Consider the following 15,525-nt stretch of genomic DNA (forward strand, 5'->3'; position numbering starts at 1 on the left):
TCCGTCGTGGGCGCTGCGGGCTGCGATTGGTCAGGCACGGGAGTTCACGTTACCGAGGGTCTACGGAGAAACCCGCAACGGTTCCGATTACGACAATTGCCGGTGGGCGAATTCCCTCTTCTTTCACGCGCCGGCCCACCGTCGCGAGATCGGCTCTGACCTCACGCTGAGTACGCATCGTCCCCTCCTGCACCACCAACACCGGCGTCGAGGCGGGCCGTCCACCTTCGATGAGCACCGCGGCGAATTTGTCGATGCGTTCGACCGCCATCAAGAGCACGATCGTGCCCTTCAATCGTGCGAGCGCGCCCCAATCGACAAGTGAGTCGGGATGTTCCGGGGCGAGGTGGCCGCTCACGACCACGAATTCGTGGGTGACGCCGCGGTGCGTCACCGGAACTCCTGCCGCCGACGGCACCGAAATCGCACTCGTGATGCCGGGGACCACCGTCACCGGTATCCCGGCCTCGGCGAGAGCCTCGAGTTCTTCGTATCCACGACCGAACACGTACGGGTCACCGCCCTTGAGGCGGACGACGAACTTGCCGGCCCTGGCTCCGTCGATCAATGCTTGATTGATCGCCTCCTGTGCCATTGCGCGGCCGTACGGAATCTTCGACGCATCGATGACCTCGACGTGTGGTCCTAGTTCGGCAAGTAGCTCCGGTGGCGCCAGACGATCGGCGACGACGACGTCGGCGGCCGCCAGGAGTCGGCGGCCGCGGACGGTGATCAGATCCGGATCTCCCGGGCCGCCGCCGACGAGGGCTACGCCTGTCAGCGGGGCGTGCGCCGAATCGGTGATCAGGCCCGACTGGAGAGCTTCGAGAACTGCATTGCGCACCGCTGCCGAGCGCCGGTGCTCACCGCCCGCCAAAACGCCGAGAGTGAGTCCGTCGTGGTCCGCAGATGCCGGGGTGACCGCAGTTCCGTCACGAGCGATGTCGGCGCGAACGCAGAAAATTCTCGACTTCTCGGCCTCGGCCACGATTGCGGCATTCGTCTCGGCCTCGTCGGTGCAGGCAATGGCGTACCAGGCGTCGTCGATGTCACCGGCGGCGAAGTCACGCAGCTCCATCGTCACCTGACCAGCAGTTGCCATCGCTTCGACGGCCGGGGTCGCGACCCGGGTGATGACGTGCACTTGGGCGCCGGATGAGATCAACAGGGGCAGTCGCCGCTGCGCGACGGTCCCGCCGCCGATCACAACGACGCGTTTGCCTGACAGATTCAGGCCGACGAGGTAGGGAGAATCAGTCGCATCCACGAGAGCAAACGCTACCGCGCCCGCGCGACTCGGGTTTCGTCCCATACTGGCTCGTCGGATTCGTAGACGTTGCCGTCGGATCCGAAGACCAAGAACCGCTCGAAGCTGCGGGCGAACCAACGGTCGTGGGTGACTGCGATGACGGTCCCCTCGAATGCCGCGATGGCGTCTTGGAGGGAGTCCGCCGACATCAGGTCGAGGTTGTCGGTGGGCTCGTCGAGAAGCAAGAGCGTCGCACCGGACAGCTCGAGTAGCAGGATCTGAACGCGCGCTTGTTGGCCACCGGACAAGTTGTCGTAAAGCTGTTCGGCAGCGCGGGCGAGTCCGTAGCGATCGAGTGCCCGACTCGCTGCCTCGCGGCCCATGCCGTCACGGTGCTCGTTGCCCAAGTGCAGGATGTCGAGCAAAGTGTTGCCGTTCAGGTCGGGCCGGGTGTGGGTCTGAGCGAACAACCCGGGGCGCACGCGAGCTCCCAGAACTGCCGTGCCGGTGTGCGGGACGGGATCGAGGACAAGTTCGGTGACCGGCTCGTGCTCCCGTTCGGGATCGGTGCCACCCGCGGCCAGTAACCGGAGAAAGTGTGACTTACCCGATCCGTTGGACCCGAGAACCGCGACCCGGTCACCGAACCAGACTTCGGCGTCGAACGGTTTCATGAGCGAGGTCAGCTCCAGATCGGTGCATACCAGCGCGCGTTTCGCGGTTCGGCCGCCGTGCAGTCGGACGGTGACCTTCTGCTTGACCGGCACCGCCTCCGGTGGTCCGGCGTCTTCGAACCGCGCAAGCCGCGTCTGTGCAGCGTGATAACGAGCAGCGATGCCGTCGTTGAACTTCGCCTTTTCCCGAAGGCGCAGGACGAGCGCACGCAGTTTGACGCGCTCTTCGTCCCACCGACGACGAAGCTCGTCGAGTCGGGCATTTCGGTCCTCGCGAGCGTCGTGGTACGTCTCGAACCCGGCGCCGTGCACCCAGGAGGTCGCGCCGTTGATTCCCGGCTCGAGCGTGACGATCCGGGTCGCGGCGTTGGCGATGAGTTCGCGATCATGGCTGATGAAGAGGACCGACTTGTCGGACTCGCGAATCGTCTTCTCCAACCACCGTTTGCCCGGTACGTCCAGATAGTTGTCCGGCTCGTCGAGCAGTAGCAACTGATCCGGTCCTCCGAACAGGGCTTCGAGAACGAGACGCTTCTGTTCGCCGCCACTGAGAGTCGAAGCCGCACGCCACTTCGCCCGGTCGAACGACATCCCGAGCGCGGCCATCGTCGCCTTGTCCCAAAACGGCTCCAGGTCGTACCCGCCGACGTCACCCCAATCCGACAGCGCGTTCGCGTATTTCAGTTGAGTCTTCTCGTTGTCGACGTCGATCATCGCGTTCTCGGCATCGTCGAGTGCTTTCGCAGCGGCGCGTACCCCCGGCTGCGAAACGGACAACAGCAGATCCTGCACCGTCGAGTCGTCGCGCAACTGACCGACGAACTGGCGCATCACTCCGAGCGATCCCGAGCTGGCGACGTTTCCGTCATCGGGTGCGAGGTCGCCGGCCACGATCCGTGTCAGCGTGGTTTTTCCAGTGCCGTTCGGACCGATGAGAGCGGCCTTCGCGCCGTCTCCGACTCGAAACCCGACCCCGCTGAGTAGTTGTCTGCCGTCGGGAAGAAAGTAGTCGATGTCGGTGAGTTCGAGGTGAGCCACGGAGACAAATCCTATGTCACGGCGCCAATACGATCTTTGCAGTCGTCTTCAGGATCTGCTTTCGGTCCGAATCGAGATGCGCATGCTCGACGCGTAGCCGCGCTGAATCTCCTTCCGTGGTGAGCAACATGACGCCGTTGTCGAACCATGGACCGGCCGCTGCTTCCCAGTGGACGTCGTCCGGCCCCACATGGGCAGCGCGGGCGAGTTTCTCCATCAGGGCTGCAACGGGCCGTTTGATGGCCAACCGGTTGACCGCCCGAATCGGCAGATTCAAGGGGTTCCGGAACGGCGACATCGTGAGTTGGTGTGTGGCCGGGACTTGTTTCCCCCCGACACCGAAATTTGCACTCGCTACATAGGAACAGTGCACGTCACCCGACAACCACAGGATGCTGGCCGGTGGATTCGTCGACCTGGACAGCTCGCGTGTCAGAGTTGCCATGTCCGAGAACGACTTTCCAAACGCTGCCCAGTGTTCGAGATCGAGCGCGATACGCAACTTCTCTGCCACACGGGACGCCTTCTTGCCCCAACTCCCCTGCGCTACAGCCTCGTTCCATTGTTCCAGGTGATGCAACGCGGGCAACATCAAGAACGGCAGGGAAGAGCCGAACAGTAGGTGTTTGGGCGAGCCCTCCAGCGCGCGCTCTCGGACCCAGGCCCATTCGGCGTCGTCCACCATCGCCCTATCGTTCGGGTCGAGATTGCGCGAGCAACGAGAATCGATCATGAGCAGTCGGGTGTCGCCGAAATCGCGGTAGAAACTCCACCGTCCAGCCGAAGGGTCGCGGTCGACCAGTAGCGAGAAGTCCGCAAGAAGTCGTTCACGCGTGGCATCGTCGGCGGCCGTTCGTACCGCCTCGTACAGCTCGTCGCGAGCGAGTTCATCGGGTGAGAGATTACCCAGATGCTGGTAGACCCAGTACGAGGAGAATGCGCCGACCACACGATCGTTCCACCACGGCCGGGTTTCGATGTCCTTTCGCCAGGACGCGGACGAGTTCCAGTCGTCGCGTAGATCGTGGTCGTCGAGAATCATGCACGACGGGACGCTGGCCAACAGCGTGCGCACCGGCTCGACACCCCACGATTCGTGGTAGAGCCAGGAGTATTCCTCGAAGTCGCAGATCTCGTTCTCGGCATCGGTACCCCGCGCACTGTCAGGGCCTTGCCCGCCTTCCCGTCGCGCGTGGAGTCTTTCCAAGATTTCGGGCGACGGTTCGTCTGCGTAGACCTGATCGCCCAGTAACAGCAGCGCTTGGGGCCATTCCGAGGGATCTTGAGTGGACATTCGATTGCCCAGACCGGCGAGCGCGTCGGCACCGATTCGTCGGAGCGAGTCTTCACCGTAGTTGTCACCCCGCCGGCATGATCCGAATGCAAAGGTCACGGGGCCGACAGGATCTCCCGTGTGAACTGCCGCGGTCGCGCCCGGTTCGGGCCAGATCCTCGCGTCGTCGAACGTCACGTCGTAGGTGATCGCGGTGTTCGCCGGCAGACCCGTCAGTGCGACCAATGCGTACTGGTGGCCATACACGCCCCAGGTACGTGCTTCCCCCACCACCCCGACGGCAGTACGGACAGCTACCGTTCCGGGCGCGTCGAATTCGAACCAGAACGTCGCCGAGTCCACGCCGACGTAACGGACGAGTGGGCCGAGTACGAGCGAAGAAGACTTCATAGTGCCTACAGTGCCCGTACTCGGACACACACGCCACCGATTCCGGTCACCACGGGCCTCTCAACTGCCGGCGACAGCCAATCGGCCGGTCAACTTCGCAGCGAGACGGTCGAGGTATGCCAGTACCTCAGGCTCGGATCTGTCGGGCATTCCGTAGACCACTTCACTCACGCCCATTTCCTCCCATCTCGCCAGCTTCTCTGCGTCGGGCTTGAAGTCGAGCACGACGATGTGCGGCGAACCGTCCCTGCCTCCGTCGCGCCACAACTGCTGGAGTCGACCGACCCTCGACTCGATATCCTGCTCGCGAGGGGTCGTGATCCAACCGTCCGCCGATCGAACTATCCAGGCGAAATTCTTGTCTGTACCCGCAGCACCGACGAGCGTCGGAATATGGCGTCCTCCAGCAGGTTTCGGCCATGCCCAGCTCGGACCGAACTCGACGAACTCACCCGAGAACTCCGCCTGTTCCTGTGCCCACAGTGCACGCATCGCCTCCAGATATTCGCGGAGCATGGTCCGTCTCCTGGCAGGTGGCACTCCATGATCGACCAATTCGTCGAGGTTCCAACCGAACCCGACTCCCAAGACGACACGGCCATCACTGAGGTGGTCGAGCGAGGCAATCGTTTTGGCGAGCGTAATCGGGTCGTGCTCCACCGGTATCGCGACAGCAGTGCCCAATGCTATTCGTTTCGTCACCGCAGACGCTGCGGCCAGTGACACCCACGGATCGAGAGTCCGGGAGTAGCGATCGTCAGGTAACGAGGAATCGCCTGTTTGCGGATGAGCCGCTTCACGCTTGACGGGGATGTGTGTGTGCTCCGGTACGTAGAACGAGTCGAATCCCAACCGCTCGCCCGCTGCGGCCGCGGCCGCAGGCGTTATTCCACGATCGGAGGTGAACAGGACGAGACCGAAGCGCATGCAACATTAGAACGTGTTCCAGTCAGGCGCGCAAGGCGTCTTCTTCCTCGGGCACCGCTGCTGTCGCCACCGCAACAGTCACCGGACCCACCTTCGTCTTCCCCAGAATCAGCGCGCCTCCGCCGCTCGCCAAGACTGCTGCGGCCTCTGCCACGCTCGGAGTCCCGACGGCGTCGTCGACCAGTAGGGACGGGGCCGGCACGACGACGGAAGCCAATTGGGCGGCCGTCCACTTGGTCAGCGGCACTGAAAGCGAACGAGCAAAAGACTCCACTGCGGAATGCTTTCGATCCAAGGTCGCCACTGCGACCACGGTCCAGTGCGGCCTGACCACCGAAGCGAACCCGGCCGCGATATCAGAGCCCGTCGCAGCCGCCGTCGCGCCGACTCCGACGACGATCGATTCAGCGCGGTACGATCCAGCGCACTCCGGTTCAGACATCGACAGGCGCGAAGCGGTCACACGCCTCGACAAATTTTCGGACCGCTTGCGGGCTGCCTGCCGCGTGCGTGTGCAAATACGAAGCATGGACGCGACCGTGGACGAACCCCTCCCGGACGACGCGTTTGCCGGCAGCTGCGCTCGGGTTCTGCCAACCCCATGCCGGTGCGAGTTCGGCCGCGAAGTCGACGAGCGCGGTGCGGTGAAATTCGTGGCCCGTCACCCGAGTCCCCGCCTCGAACAACACCGAATCAGACAGTGCGACCGCATCGCGATAGCCGAGTGTGAGCTTCGATCCGAATTGCGCTTCCGCGTCGATGACTCCGGCCATCGTGTGGCCGTCGAGGGATCGCGCCAGGTACAGCAAACCGGCGCATTCTGCGTGGATCGGCAATCCAGCAGCCGAGGCCCGGCGGATATCCGCCAGCAGAGGCTCATTCGACGCCAACTGCTCGGCATGTTCCTCCGGAAACCCGCCCGGCAGAACGACACCCGCCGTGCGCTCCGGCAATCCGTCGGTGAGGGGATCGAACACCACTACCTCCGAGCCTGCAGCGCGCAGCAGTTCCACATGCTCGGCGTAACCGAACGTGAAGGCGGGGCCCCCGGCCACGGCGACGACTGCACCCGCGCCGCTGGGCTCACCCACTTCGTCGTTCGGGTTCCAGGCGATACCGGTGACCGACGACCTTGCCAACGCGCGGACGGCAGCCAGGTCGACGTGGCGTGTCACCAGTTCTGCCATTGCGTCCACTGCTGCGCCGGCTCGTCTCCCGTGTTCGAGTGCCGTGATCAGTCCCAGGTGCCGCGACGGGACCGCCAGTTCCGACATTCGCGGTAGCGACCCGAGAACGGGAACACCGACACGCTCACACGCCTGACGCAGAACCTCTTCGTGTCTCGGGCTGCCGACCCGATTCAATATCACTCCACCGATCCGGACCGACGGGTCGAACGTCGAGAACCCGTGCAGCACAGCGGCAAGACTCTGACTGTGGCCGCGAGCGTCGACAACGAGAACGACAGGTGCGCCGAGCATTGCGGCCACTGCTGCCGTGGACCCCTCCGCGGAAGCCTGTCCGGCACCTGCCATGTCGATCTTGCCGTCGAAAAGCCCCATGACTCCCTCGACGATCGCTATGTCGCAGCCGGCACTGCCATGGAGGAAAAGCGGGCCGATACGCTCTCGCCCGACCATCACTGCATCGAGGTTGCGGCCCGGCAAACCCGTTGCGAGAGAGTGGTATCCAGGATCTATATAGTCCGGACCCACCTTGAACGGCGCTACCCGGTCCCCCATGGCGCGGAGAGCAGCCATCATCCCGGTGGCTACCGTCGTTTTTCCACTACCTGATGCGGGCGCAGCGATCACGACGGCGGGAGCAGGACGGCTCACCATTCGATACCGCGCTGACCTTTTCGGCCTGCATCCATCGGATGCTTGACCTTGGTCATTTCGGTGACGAGGTCAGCGGCATCTATCAACGCCTGCGGTGCGTCACGTCCGGTGACGACGACGTGTTGATTACCCGGCCGGTTCACGAGCACCTCGACCACCTCGTCGATGTCCACCCATCCCCACTTGAGTGGGTAGGTGAATTCGTCCAACACGTAGAAGCGGTGCGTCTCCTCGCTCAATCTTCGAGAGATTTCGGCCCAGCCTTCAGCAGCTGCGGCGGCGTGGTCGACGTCCGAACCTTTCTTGCGCGTCCAGGACCACCCTTCGCCCATCTTGTGCCACTCGACGGCCCCGCCGGTGCCCTGGGTCTCGTGTAGTTCGCCGAGCAGTTTGAACGTCGATTCCTCGCCGACCTTCCATTTCGCACTCTTCACGAACTGGAAAACTCCGACGTCGAATCCTTGATTCCACGCTCTCAGTGCCATCCCGAAGGCTGCCGTCGACTTGCCCTTGCCCGGACCGGTGTGCACGGCGAGAAGTGCTTGATTGCGGCGCTGACGCGTCGTCAGGCCGTCGTCGGGAACTGTTCCCGCAAGTGGTACTCCCTGTGGCATTGCTCGTCCTCTCAGGCCGCTGCGCGAACGACGGCGGCAACGTGCTCGGCGGAAAGGTCGGCAAGCCGCACGTAGCCACCCTGTAGATGCCCGGCGAAATCGGCGGCCAGTCCGAGACGGACCATGCCCGATTCGCAGTCCACGACGACCGAAGCAGTGCCGTCGGCTGCCAGACGCGACGCAGCGATACGTGCGCGCCCGACTGGATCGACACCGCCCGTCGCTCGCCCGTCCGTCATCGCGACGACGAGCGCACGGCGCAGCGGATCTCTGACCTTCTCTCGAAGGACGACCTCGCGGGCTCGCAGGAAGCCTTGTGCCAGTGGGGACTTCCCACCGGTCTTCATTCTGCGCAAGCGGGTGACAGCGACGTCGACGCTCGACGTCGGCGGAAGAACCAACTCGGCCTCGCGCCCTCGAACAGTGATGACCGCGACCTTGTCTCGCCGTTGGTATGCATCGCGCAGTAGCGACAGCACTGCTCCCGTCACGGCGGACAACCGATCGCGTGCAGCCATCGATCCGGATGCGTCGACAACGAAGACGATGAGGTTGCCTTCGCGACCTTCACGAATCGCCCCGCGTAGGTCCGCGGGCTCGAGTCTGAATTTCCCGGAAGTTCGTCCGCGCGCGACTTGATCCTCGGCTGCCGCGAACAATGTTCCGATGAGGTGAAGTCCCTTGCCACGCTCGGTGGTCGGGCGCACGACGCGCCCCTGCGCAGCACGCGACCGGGATCGACGCCCGGGCGCTCCCTCGCCGACGCCAGGAACTTCCATCAACCGCGCGCGAAACTGCGATCCGGGCGTTGCTGCATCTCGGTCACGAGATCCGTTGCCGGACGGTGGATCAGCCTGGTCGGGTGTCGGTGCACCGCCACCGTCGTCATCCGGGTCCGGTCCTGAATCCGTGGGTTCGGGATCGGTCGGTTCGGGATCGGTCGGCTCGTCGGGTTCCTGGCCGGATTCTGGCTTCGCGGAGTCTGCCTGTTCTGCCGCGTCGCGCATGGCGTCGTCGAGTGCACTCTCGTCGATCCCCGGTTCGTCGAACGGGTCACGCCTGCGGCGATGCGGCAATGCCAATTCCGCAGCGACCCGCACGTCCGACTCCTCGACCTTCGGCGAACCTCGCCATGCCGCGTGTGCCGATGCGGTTCTTGCCACTACGAGGTCCGCTCGCATCCCGTCGACGTCGAACGATGCACACAGCGCCGCAATTCGACGAAGTTCGGTGTCGTCGAGTTCCACCTGATCGAGTACGAGTCGAGCCGCGACGATGTGTGCGGCGATGTCCGCGTCCTCATCGGCGTAGTGAGCAGCAAACGCACTGGGGTCGCGCTCGTAGTTCAGCCGACGTCGTACGACGTCCATTCGGATGTCGACGTCACGTGAGGCAGTGACCTCCACGGCGAGCCCGAAGCGATCCAACAACTGTGGTCGGAGTTCGCCCTCTTCTGGATTCATGGTTCCCACGAGGACGAATTGCGCGGGATGGGAATGTGAAACCCCGTCGCGTTCGATATGGACGCGCCCCATCGCAGCCGCGTCGAGCAGAACATCGACGAGGTGATCATGCAGAAGATTCACCTCGTCGACGTACAGCACACCCCGATGAGCGGCGGCCAACAGTCCCGGCTGGAATGCACGTTCGCCGTCTCGAAGCACCTTCTCCAGATCGAGCGAACCGACCACGCGGTCCTCGGTCGCGCCGACCGGAAGCTCTACCAGTCGGGCCGGCCGTGTCACGCCATCGTCCTCGATGTCCGGAAGGAGTGTCGCGAGGGCACGCACGACAGTGGACTTCGCCGTCCCCTTCTCACCGCGGACGAGGACACCACCGATTCCCGGGTGCACCGCACACAGGATCAATGACAATCGAAGCTGGTCTTGGCCGACTATCGCGCTGAACGGATAACCGGGTTCTGAAGATCCAACGGCCTGCTGCACTTTCGATCCCCTTCATTCCTCGGTTTCCGCGCCGAGGACTTTCGATGCCCACCGAAGAAGTGGACAAAGTAAATGGATGCTGTGCGGTGATCTGACTTACGAGGCTGCCGACAATCGGCCTACTCGTACACAGTGGCGGGACCGCGCCTGAATCACACAGGACTTCCCCGCATCAGCTCCGTTGATCGAACCCTACCGTCGTTCGACGTTATTGCCGCCCGACGCCTCGCCCCAAGGAGTTCCGCCGCCCCGACGCATGGGCGTGTGCGGAATCCCGTCTTCGAGAACTTCCTCACCATCGGGCAGAAACCCGTGCTTCGAGTACATGTCCACCAAGTAGCTCTGTGCATTCATACGACACGGAGAGGATCCGACCTCGGCAAGGGCAGCACGCAGAATACGCGTGGTGTGCCCCTGCCCTCGCGCCGACCGCTGCGTGCACAGCCGCCCGATGCGGAAGGCCTTCTCTCCGTTGTCGTGCTCCTCGAGCAGACGCAGTGTGCACACCACTTCGCCGTCGCGTTCGAGCCAGAAATGCCTCGTTTCGGTGAGCAGATCTCGACCGTCGAGTTCGGGGTAGGCGCACGCCTGCTCTACGACGAAAACCTCGACACGCAGCTTCAACAGGTCGTACATGGTCTTGTTGGACAGGTCCAAAGCCCAGGAGCGCTTGAGGGCAGCAGCTTGCGTAGTCATAGGCCTGTTGCTATCACACGCCGGTGTGCTGTGCGAGTTGGGAAGACTCGTCCAGCTCGAGCGCACGCGAGGTCCAGTCGAATATTTCGCGGAACAGCGAACGATCCTCGGCCAATTTGACCCCGAGCGAGGGCACCATTTCCTTGAGCTTGGGCTGCCACGCCTCGTAGCGGTCGCCGAAGCAACGCTGCAACACATCGAGCATCGCCGGAACCGCAGTGGAAGCACCCGGCGACGCACCGAGCAGGCCCGCGATCGTTCCGTCTGCAGCGTTGATCACAGCGGTGCCGAATTCGAGAACTCCGCCGCGGCCCTTCTTTCGAATGACCTGAACCCGCTGGCCTGCGGTGACGATCTCCCAGTCCTTGTCGAGGACCTTGGGTGCGAATTCGCGCAGCGTATCCACGCGATCGGCCTGCGACTGAGACAGTTCGCTCAGAAGGTACTTCACCAGTCCGAGCTCGGTGACGCCCACTCCGAGCATCGACATCAAGTTCCCCGGCTTGACCGACGAAGGTAGATCGGTCAGCTTTCCTTCCTTGAGGAACTTCGGCGACCATCCGGCGTACGGACCGAAGAGCAAACCGGGCTTGCCCCCGATGACACGAGTATCGAGGTGTGGCACCGACATAGGAGGCGCACCGACCGATGCCTTGCCATACACCTTGGCCGAGTGCTGCGCGATGAGCTCGGGGTTGGTGCAGCGCAGCCACTCACCACTGACCGGAAACCCTCCGAAGCCTTTGATCTCGCTGATGCCCGACTTCTGGAGCAGGTGCAACGCGCCGCCACCCGCGCCGACGAACACGAACTTGGCGTTGACCGTCTTCTTGAACCCGGTGCGAAGGTTTGCCACCTTGACGTCCCAAGTTCCGTCCGACTGCTTAGAGATGTTGCGCACGTCGTTTCCGAAATGCACGGTGGCGCCGGCCCCGGAGAGGTAGTTCAACAGTTGGCGAGTGAGCGCACCGAAGTCGACGTCCGTTCCGTTGTCGCTCCAGTTGAGAGCGACGGGATCGGAGAAGTCCCGGCCCGCACCCATCAGCGGAAGTCGACGCGTGAACTCGTCCGGACTGTCGATGTATTCCATACCTTCGAACAGCGGATTCGAGGCCAGGGCGTCGTATCGAGCCTTCAGGTACTTGGTGTTGTCCTCACCATGAACGAAGCTCACGTGCGGGATCGGGTTGATGAAGTTCTTCGCGTCGCTCAGTATGCCATTTTCCAGGCTGTGCGCCCAGAACTGACGGGAAACCTGAAACTGCTCGTTGACGTTGAGCGCCTTGGCGATGTCGACAGAACCGTCCTTGTTCTGCGGCGTGTAATTGAGCTCACACAGCGCGGAGTGGCCGGTGCCGGCGTTGTTCCACGCGTCACTGCTTTCGGCGGCAGCGGCGTCGAGTCGCTCGTACACATCGATCGACCAATCGGGCTCCAACTGCCGAAGCAGTGCCCCGAGAGTTGCGCTCATGATTCCGGCGCCGACGAGGACCACATCGGTCTTCACTCGCTTGACCTGCTCTTGATTGGAGCGCTGTTCATTTGACACTGGAGATTCGACTTCCTTGTTCGTGAGTACTCGCGTGAGGAAACTCTGCTCAGGTGGCGGCTACATTACCCGGCCGTAGATACCCGACTCGAAGCGCTTACAAGCTCTTCTTCGATTGTGCTCTCGAAGTACGCTTTGCACCTGCTACTACAGTTGTGATCTGTGACTACCTGGGTACCCGATGTCCTCGGCGACGGCTACGAGCAGACGACCATTCCCCTCGGTGCAGATCCGGACGGTGAAGGCCAGGTCGAGGCGACTCTCGTTCGGTACCAACCGGCAGATACACCGTCTTTCGACCGAGCGGTAATCTACGTTCACGGCTTCACCGACTACTTCTTTCAACAGCACCTGGCCGAACATTTCGCAGCCAAAGGCTATGCGTTCTACGCGCTGGACCTGAGGAAGTGCGGAAGATCTCTGCGTGCAGGCCAGACACCGCACTTCGTGACCGATCTCGCGTTCTACGACGACGAGTTGAACGAAGCGCTCTCGCTGGTTCGCAGGGAGCCGAGCGGTAAGTCGGTGTTGCTCCTCGCTCATTCCACGGGCGGGCTGATTCTTCCTTTGTGGCTCGATCGCCTGAACCGTCAGGACGGCGGCACCACCGGCCTCGGTATCGACGGTGTCATCCTGAACAGCCCTTGGTTCGACCTTCAGGGCCCCGCAGCGGTTCGTAGCGTCGGCACAACCGCAATCGGCCTCATCGGCAAGGTCAAAGCCAAGACGGCGTTGCCCGGTATGGGTCTGGACACCTATGGCCTCTCGCTTGCTGCCTCCGAGCACGGCGAGTGGGATTACAACCTCGACTGGAAGCCACTGTCCGGCTTCCCCATCACCTTCGGCTGGATCCGCGCGATTCGTCACGGGCATGCAAAGCTGCATCGAGGTCTCGACATCGGCATTCCTTCGCTGATTCTGCGGTCGAAAGTGACGCACTTCTCCCGCAAGTACAGTTCCGAGATCGACGCTGCCGATGCGGTGCTCGATGTTCGTCAAATCGCGCGCTGGGCAGGCTGCCTGGGCGATCGTACGACGATCGTCCCCATCGAGGGCGCCCGCCACGACGTCTTTCTTTCACAGGACGTACCGCGGGCCCGGGCATTCGACGAGGTAGACGAGTGGCTCGAGTGGTTGCATCGAAGTGAGCACATCGAACGAGATTCCGGACGAAACCACAACGAACTAGGGACAATTTCGTGAGCAGTCAGGCAACCGGTCGTCATTTCGACATCGCGATCATCGGATCAGGTTCGGGTAACTCCATCGCGGACGAGCAGTTCGCGGACAAGACGGTGGCAATTTTCGAAGAGCATTCACCGTTCGGAGGCACCTGCCTCAACGTCGGTTGCATCCCGACAAAGATGTTCGTCTACGCGGCCGAGGTCGCGCAGACGATCCGAGATTCGGCACGCTACGGAATCGACTCCTCGATCGATCGCGTCCGCTGGTCCGACATAGTCGGCCGGGTGTTCGGTCGTATCGACCCCATGTCCGAGGGCGGCAAGAACTACCGCGAGAGCGGTAGCCCGAACGTCACCCTGTTCTCCAGCCACGCGTCGTTCGTCGGGGCCCGCACGATCGACACCGGCGCCGGCGAAGTGATCACCGCCGACCAGGTCGTCATCGCCGCCGGATCCAGGCCGGTTGTGCCTCAGCAGATACTCGACAGCGGCGTGCCGTTTCATACCAACGACGACGTCATGCGACTGCCCGAGTTACCGGAGCATCTCGTCATCCTCGGATCAGGTTATATAGCAGCAGAATTCGCGCATGTGTTCGGCGCGCTCGGATCCAAAGTGTCGATCGTCGCCCGCAAGGGCGCACTCCTACGCGGTCTCGACACAGACATATCGGATCGATTCACCGAACACGCCCAGAAGAACTGGGACGTCCACCTCGATTCCGGCGAGGCACAGGCGATCTCCGAGGGCGAAGAAGTCGGTCTCGAACTCTCCGACGGTACCCGGATCCTCGGTGACGCACTCCTCGTCGCCGTCGGACGCGTGCCCAACGGAGATCGCCTCGACGTGGAAAAGGCCGGTGTCGAACTCGAAGAAGACGGTCGCGTTCGAGTCGACGAATATGGTCGCACGAGTGCCGAGGGCGTCTTCGCGCTCGGTGACGTCTCCTCCGCTTTTCAACTCAAGCACGTTGCCAACCACGAAGCGCGCGTGGTGCAACACAACCTGCTGCACAAGGCCTGGCAGGACACGACGAACCTATGGAAGCACGACCACCGGTTCGTGCCCGCGGCCGTATTCACGCATCCACAGATCGCCGAGGTCGGCCTCACCGAGGATCAGGCTCGCAGTGCCGGCCTGGACATCACCGTCAAGATCCAAAACTACGGTGACGTCGCGTATGGCTGGGCAATGGAGGACCAAGAAGGCTTCTGCAAGATCATTGCGGAAAAGAAGACCGGCCGCATACTCGGCGCTCATGTCATCGGCGCTCAGGCACCGACGGTCATTCAACCGCTCATCCAGGCCATGAGTTTCGGAACCTCCGCCCTCGAGATGGCTCGCGGGCAGTACTGGATTCACCCCGGCCTGCCCGAAGTGGTCGAGAACGCACTGCTCGGTCTCGACGTGTGACTGTGAGAGTGCTCCGCATCACCAAGGGTTGGTGCGGAGCGCGATTTCGGTAGCAAGTTCGGCTGTTGCATCGCTCGGAATGTTGCCCACGCCGTCGAGCTGAACGACCCGGAAGTCCGAATAGACCAACCGCCCGCTGCCGTCCGCACTCGCTCGTTTCAGCGAACTGCCGATCACGATCGTGGTCGGCAGTTCCACGGGCGAGCAGTCGGAAGCGAGGATGACCCCATCCTGATCTGCGACGGCCGGATGACCGCGGTCGCATGCGACAAGGCTCGCGAATCGGCCGAACGTTCGAGCCGCCAGTGTCCATGCCAGCTCAGCGCCCTCTCGATTCCCGACGAGGTGCACCCAGGGCAACGACAGTTCGTCGAGGATTCCCACCATGGCATCGCCGTCGAGTCCTCGCAAATCCTCCACTGCAACGGTTTTCAGGTCGGAATTGTGCAACCGCTCGGATACTCCGTCGAATACGTCGGGGCGATCACCCAGACCAGGAAGCAACAGCACGACATGCCTGGATTCCGGTCCGGCGATACGCACCGTGCGAGTTCCGCCGCCCGTCGATACCTGCTTGTACTCCATGGGATAGGACGCTACTGCACGTCCGATCGGAGACATTCGCAACCGCCGAGGCATTGCGCTCGCGTCGCCGAAGCTCTACGGTTAGTTACATGAGTAATGAACCACAGAAGCAACCAAGCTCGTGG

The 15,525-nt window shown here is 62.8% G+C and carries 13 protein-coding genes and 1 riboswitch; of the genes, 2 read left to right on the forward strand and 11 right to left on the reverse strand.

Annotated elements, in window-relative coordinates; all coding sequences use genetic code 11:
- Positions 1–49: 49 nt before the first annotated feature.
- The 10 genes from cobA to mqo form a co-directional block, all read right to left on the reverse strand.
- Entirely contained in the window at positions 50–1,312 is a 1,263-nt protein-coding gene (gene cobA, locus E5720_RS01950) for a uroporphyrinogen-III C-methyltransferase (protein ID WP_136169261.1), read from the reverse strand.
- The gene (locus E5720_RS01955) at positions 1,279–2,961 is read right to left on the reverse strand and encodes an ATP-binding cassette domain-containing protein (RefSeq protein WP_136169262.1); all 1,683 of its coding nucleotides are present in this window, start codon (positions 2,959–2,961) and stop codon (positions 1,279–1,281) included. The genes cobA and E5720_RS01955 overlap by 34 nt, the downstream gene beginning before the upstream one ends.
- A 16-nt stretch (positions 2,962–2,977) precedes the next feature.
- Positions 2,978–4,645: an alkaline phosphatase D family protein gene (locus tag E5720_RS01960; protein ID WP_136169263.1), complete on the reverse strand. Its 1,668-nt coding sequence runs from the start codon at positions 4,643–4,645 to the stop codon at positions 2,978–2,980.
- A 60-nt stretch (positions 4,646–4,705) separates the two neighbouring features.
- A complete protein-coding gene (locus tag E5720_RS01965; RefSeq protein WP_136169264.1) occupies positions 4,706–5,572 on the reverse strand; it encodes an LLM class F420-dependent oxidoreductase in 867 nt (288 codons plus the stop codon).
- Positions 5,573–5,594: 22 nt separating this feature from the next.
- Positions 5,595–6,014 carry a cobalamin biosynthesis protein gene (locus tag E5720_RS01970; protein ID WP_136169265.1) on the reverse strand — a complete coding sequence of 140 codons (420 nt, stop codon included), beginning with the start codon at positions 6,012–6,014 and terminating at the stop codon, positions 5,595–5,597.
- On the reverse strand, positions 6,007–7,413 hold the full coding sequence (locus tag E5720_RS01975) for a cobyrinate a,c-diamide synthase (protein WP_210729939.1): 1,407 nt from the start codon (positions 7,411–7,413) through the stop codon (positions 6,007–6,009). Before E5720_RS01975 ends, E5720_RS01970 begins: the two co-directional genes overlap by 8 nt.
- Positions 7,407–8,027, reverse strand: a complete 621-nt coding sequence (gene cobO, locus E5720_RS01980; protein ID WP_136169266.1) for a cob(I)yrinic acid a,c-diamide adenosyltransferase — start codon at positions 8,025–8,027, stop codon at positions 7,407–7,409. Before cobO ends, E5720_RS01975 begins: the two co-directional genes overlap by 7 nt.
- Positions 8,028–8,038: 11 nt before the next feature.
- On the reverse strand, positions 8,039–9,973 hold the full coding sequence (locus E5720_RS01985) for a magnesium chelatase subunit D family protein (RefSeq protein ID WP_136169267.1): 1,935 nt from the start codon (positions 9,971–9,973) through the stop codon (positions 8,039–8,041).
- Positions 9,974–10,036: 63 nt separating this feature from the next.
- A riboswitch (cobalamin riboswitch) is annotated at positions 10,037–10,185 on the reverse strand.
- The gene (locus E5720_RS01990; protein ID WP_168708263.1) at positions 10,166–10,669 is read right to left on the reverse strand and encodes a GNAT family N-acetyltransferase; all 504 of its coding nucleotides are present in this window, start codon (positions 10,667–10,669) and stop codon (positions 10,166–10,168) included. It overlaps the preceding riboswitch by 20 nt.
- Positions 10,670–10,682: 13 nt before the next feature.
- Positions 10,683–12,218, reverse strand: a complete 1,536-nt coding sequence (gene mqo / locus E5720_RS01995) for a malate dehydrogenase (quinone) (RefSeq protein WP_136169268.1) — start codon at positions 12,216–12,218, stop codon at positions 10,683–10,685.
- A 162-nt stretch (positions 12,219–12,380) separates the two neighbouring features.
- On the opposite strand from mqo, the gene E5720_RS02000 reads away from it, so the two are divergent.
- Positions 12,381–13,421 (forward strand): alpha/beta hydrolase, encoded by a 1,041-nt coding sequence (locus tag E5720_RS02000; RefSeq protein ID WP_136169269.1) that lies wholly within the window; start codon positions 12,381–12,383, stop codon positions 13,419–13,421.
- Positions 13,418–14,815, forward strand: a complete 1,398-nt coding sequence (gene mtr / locus E5720_RS02005; RefSeq protein WP_136169270.1) for a mycothione reductase — start codon at positions 13,418–13,420, stop codon at positions 14,813–14,815. The genes E5720_RS02000 and mtr overlap by 4 nt, the downstream gene beginning before the upstream one ends.
- A gap of 18 nt (positions 14,816–14,833) precedes the next feature.
- On the opposite strand, the gene E5720_RS02010 is transcribed toward mtr, so the two are convergent.
- Positions 14,834–15,400 (reverse strand): alpha/beta hydrolase, encoded by a 567-nt coding sequence (locus E5720_RS02010; protein WP_136169271.1) that lies wholly within the window; start codon positions 15,398–15,400, stop codon positions 14,834–14,836.
- Between the last annotated feature and the right edge of the window lie 125 nt (positions 15,401–15,525).

It is taken from the genome of Rhodococcus sp. PAMC28707 (genome assembly GCF_004795915.1).
Lineage (GTDB): Bacteria > Actinomycetota > Actinomycetes > Mycobacteriales > Mycobacteriaceae > Rhodococcoides.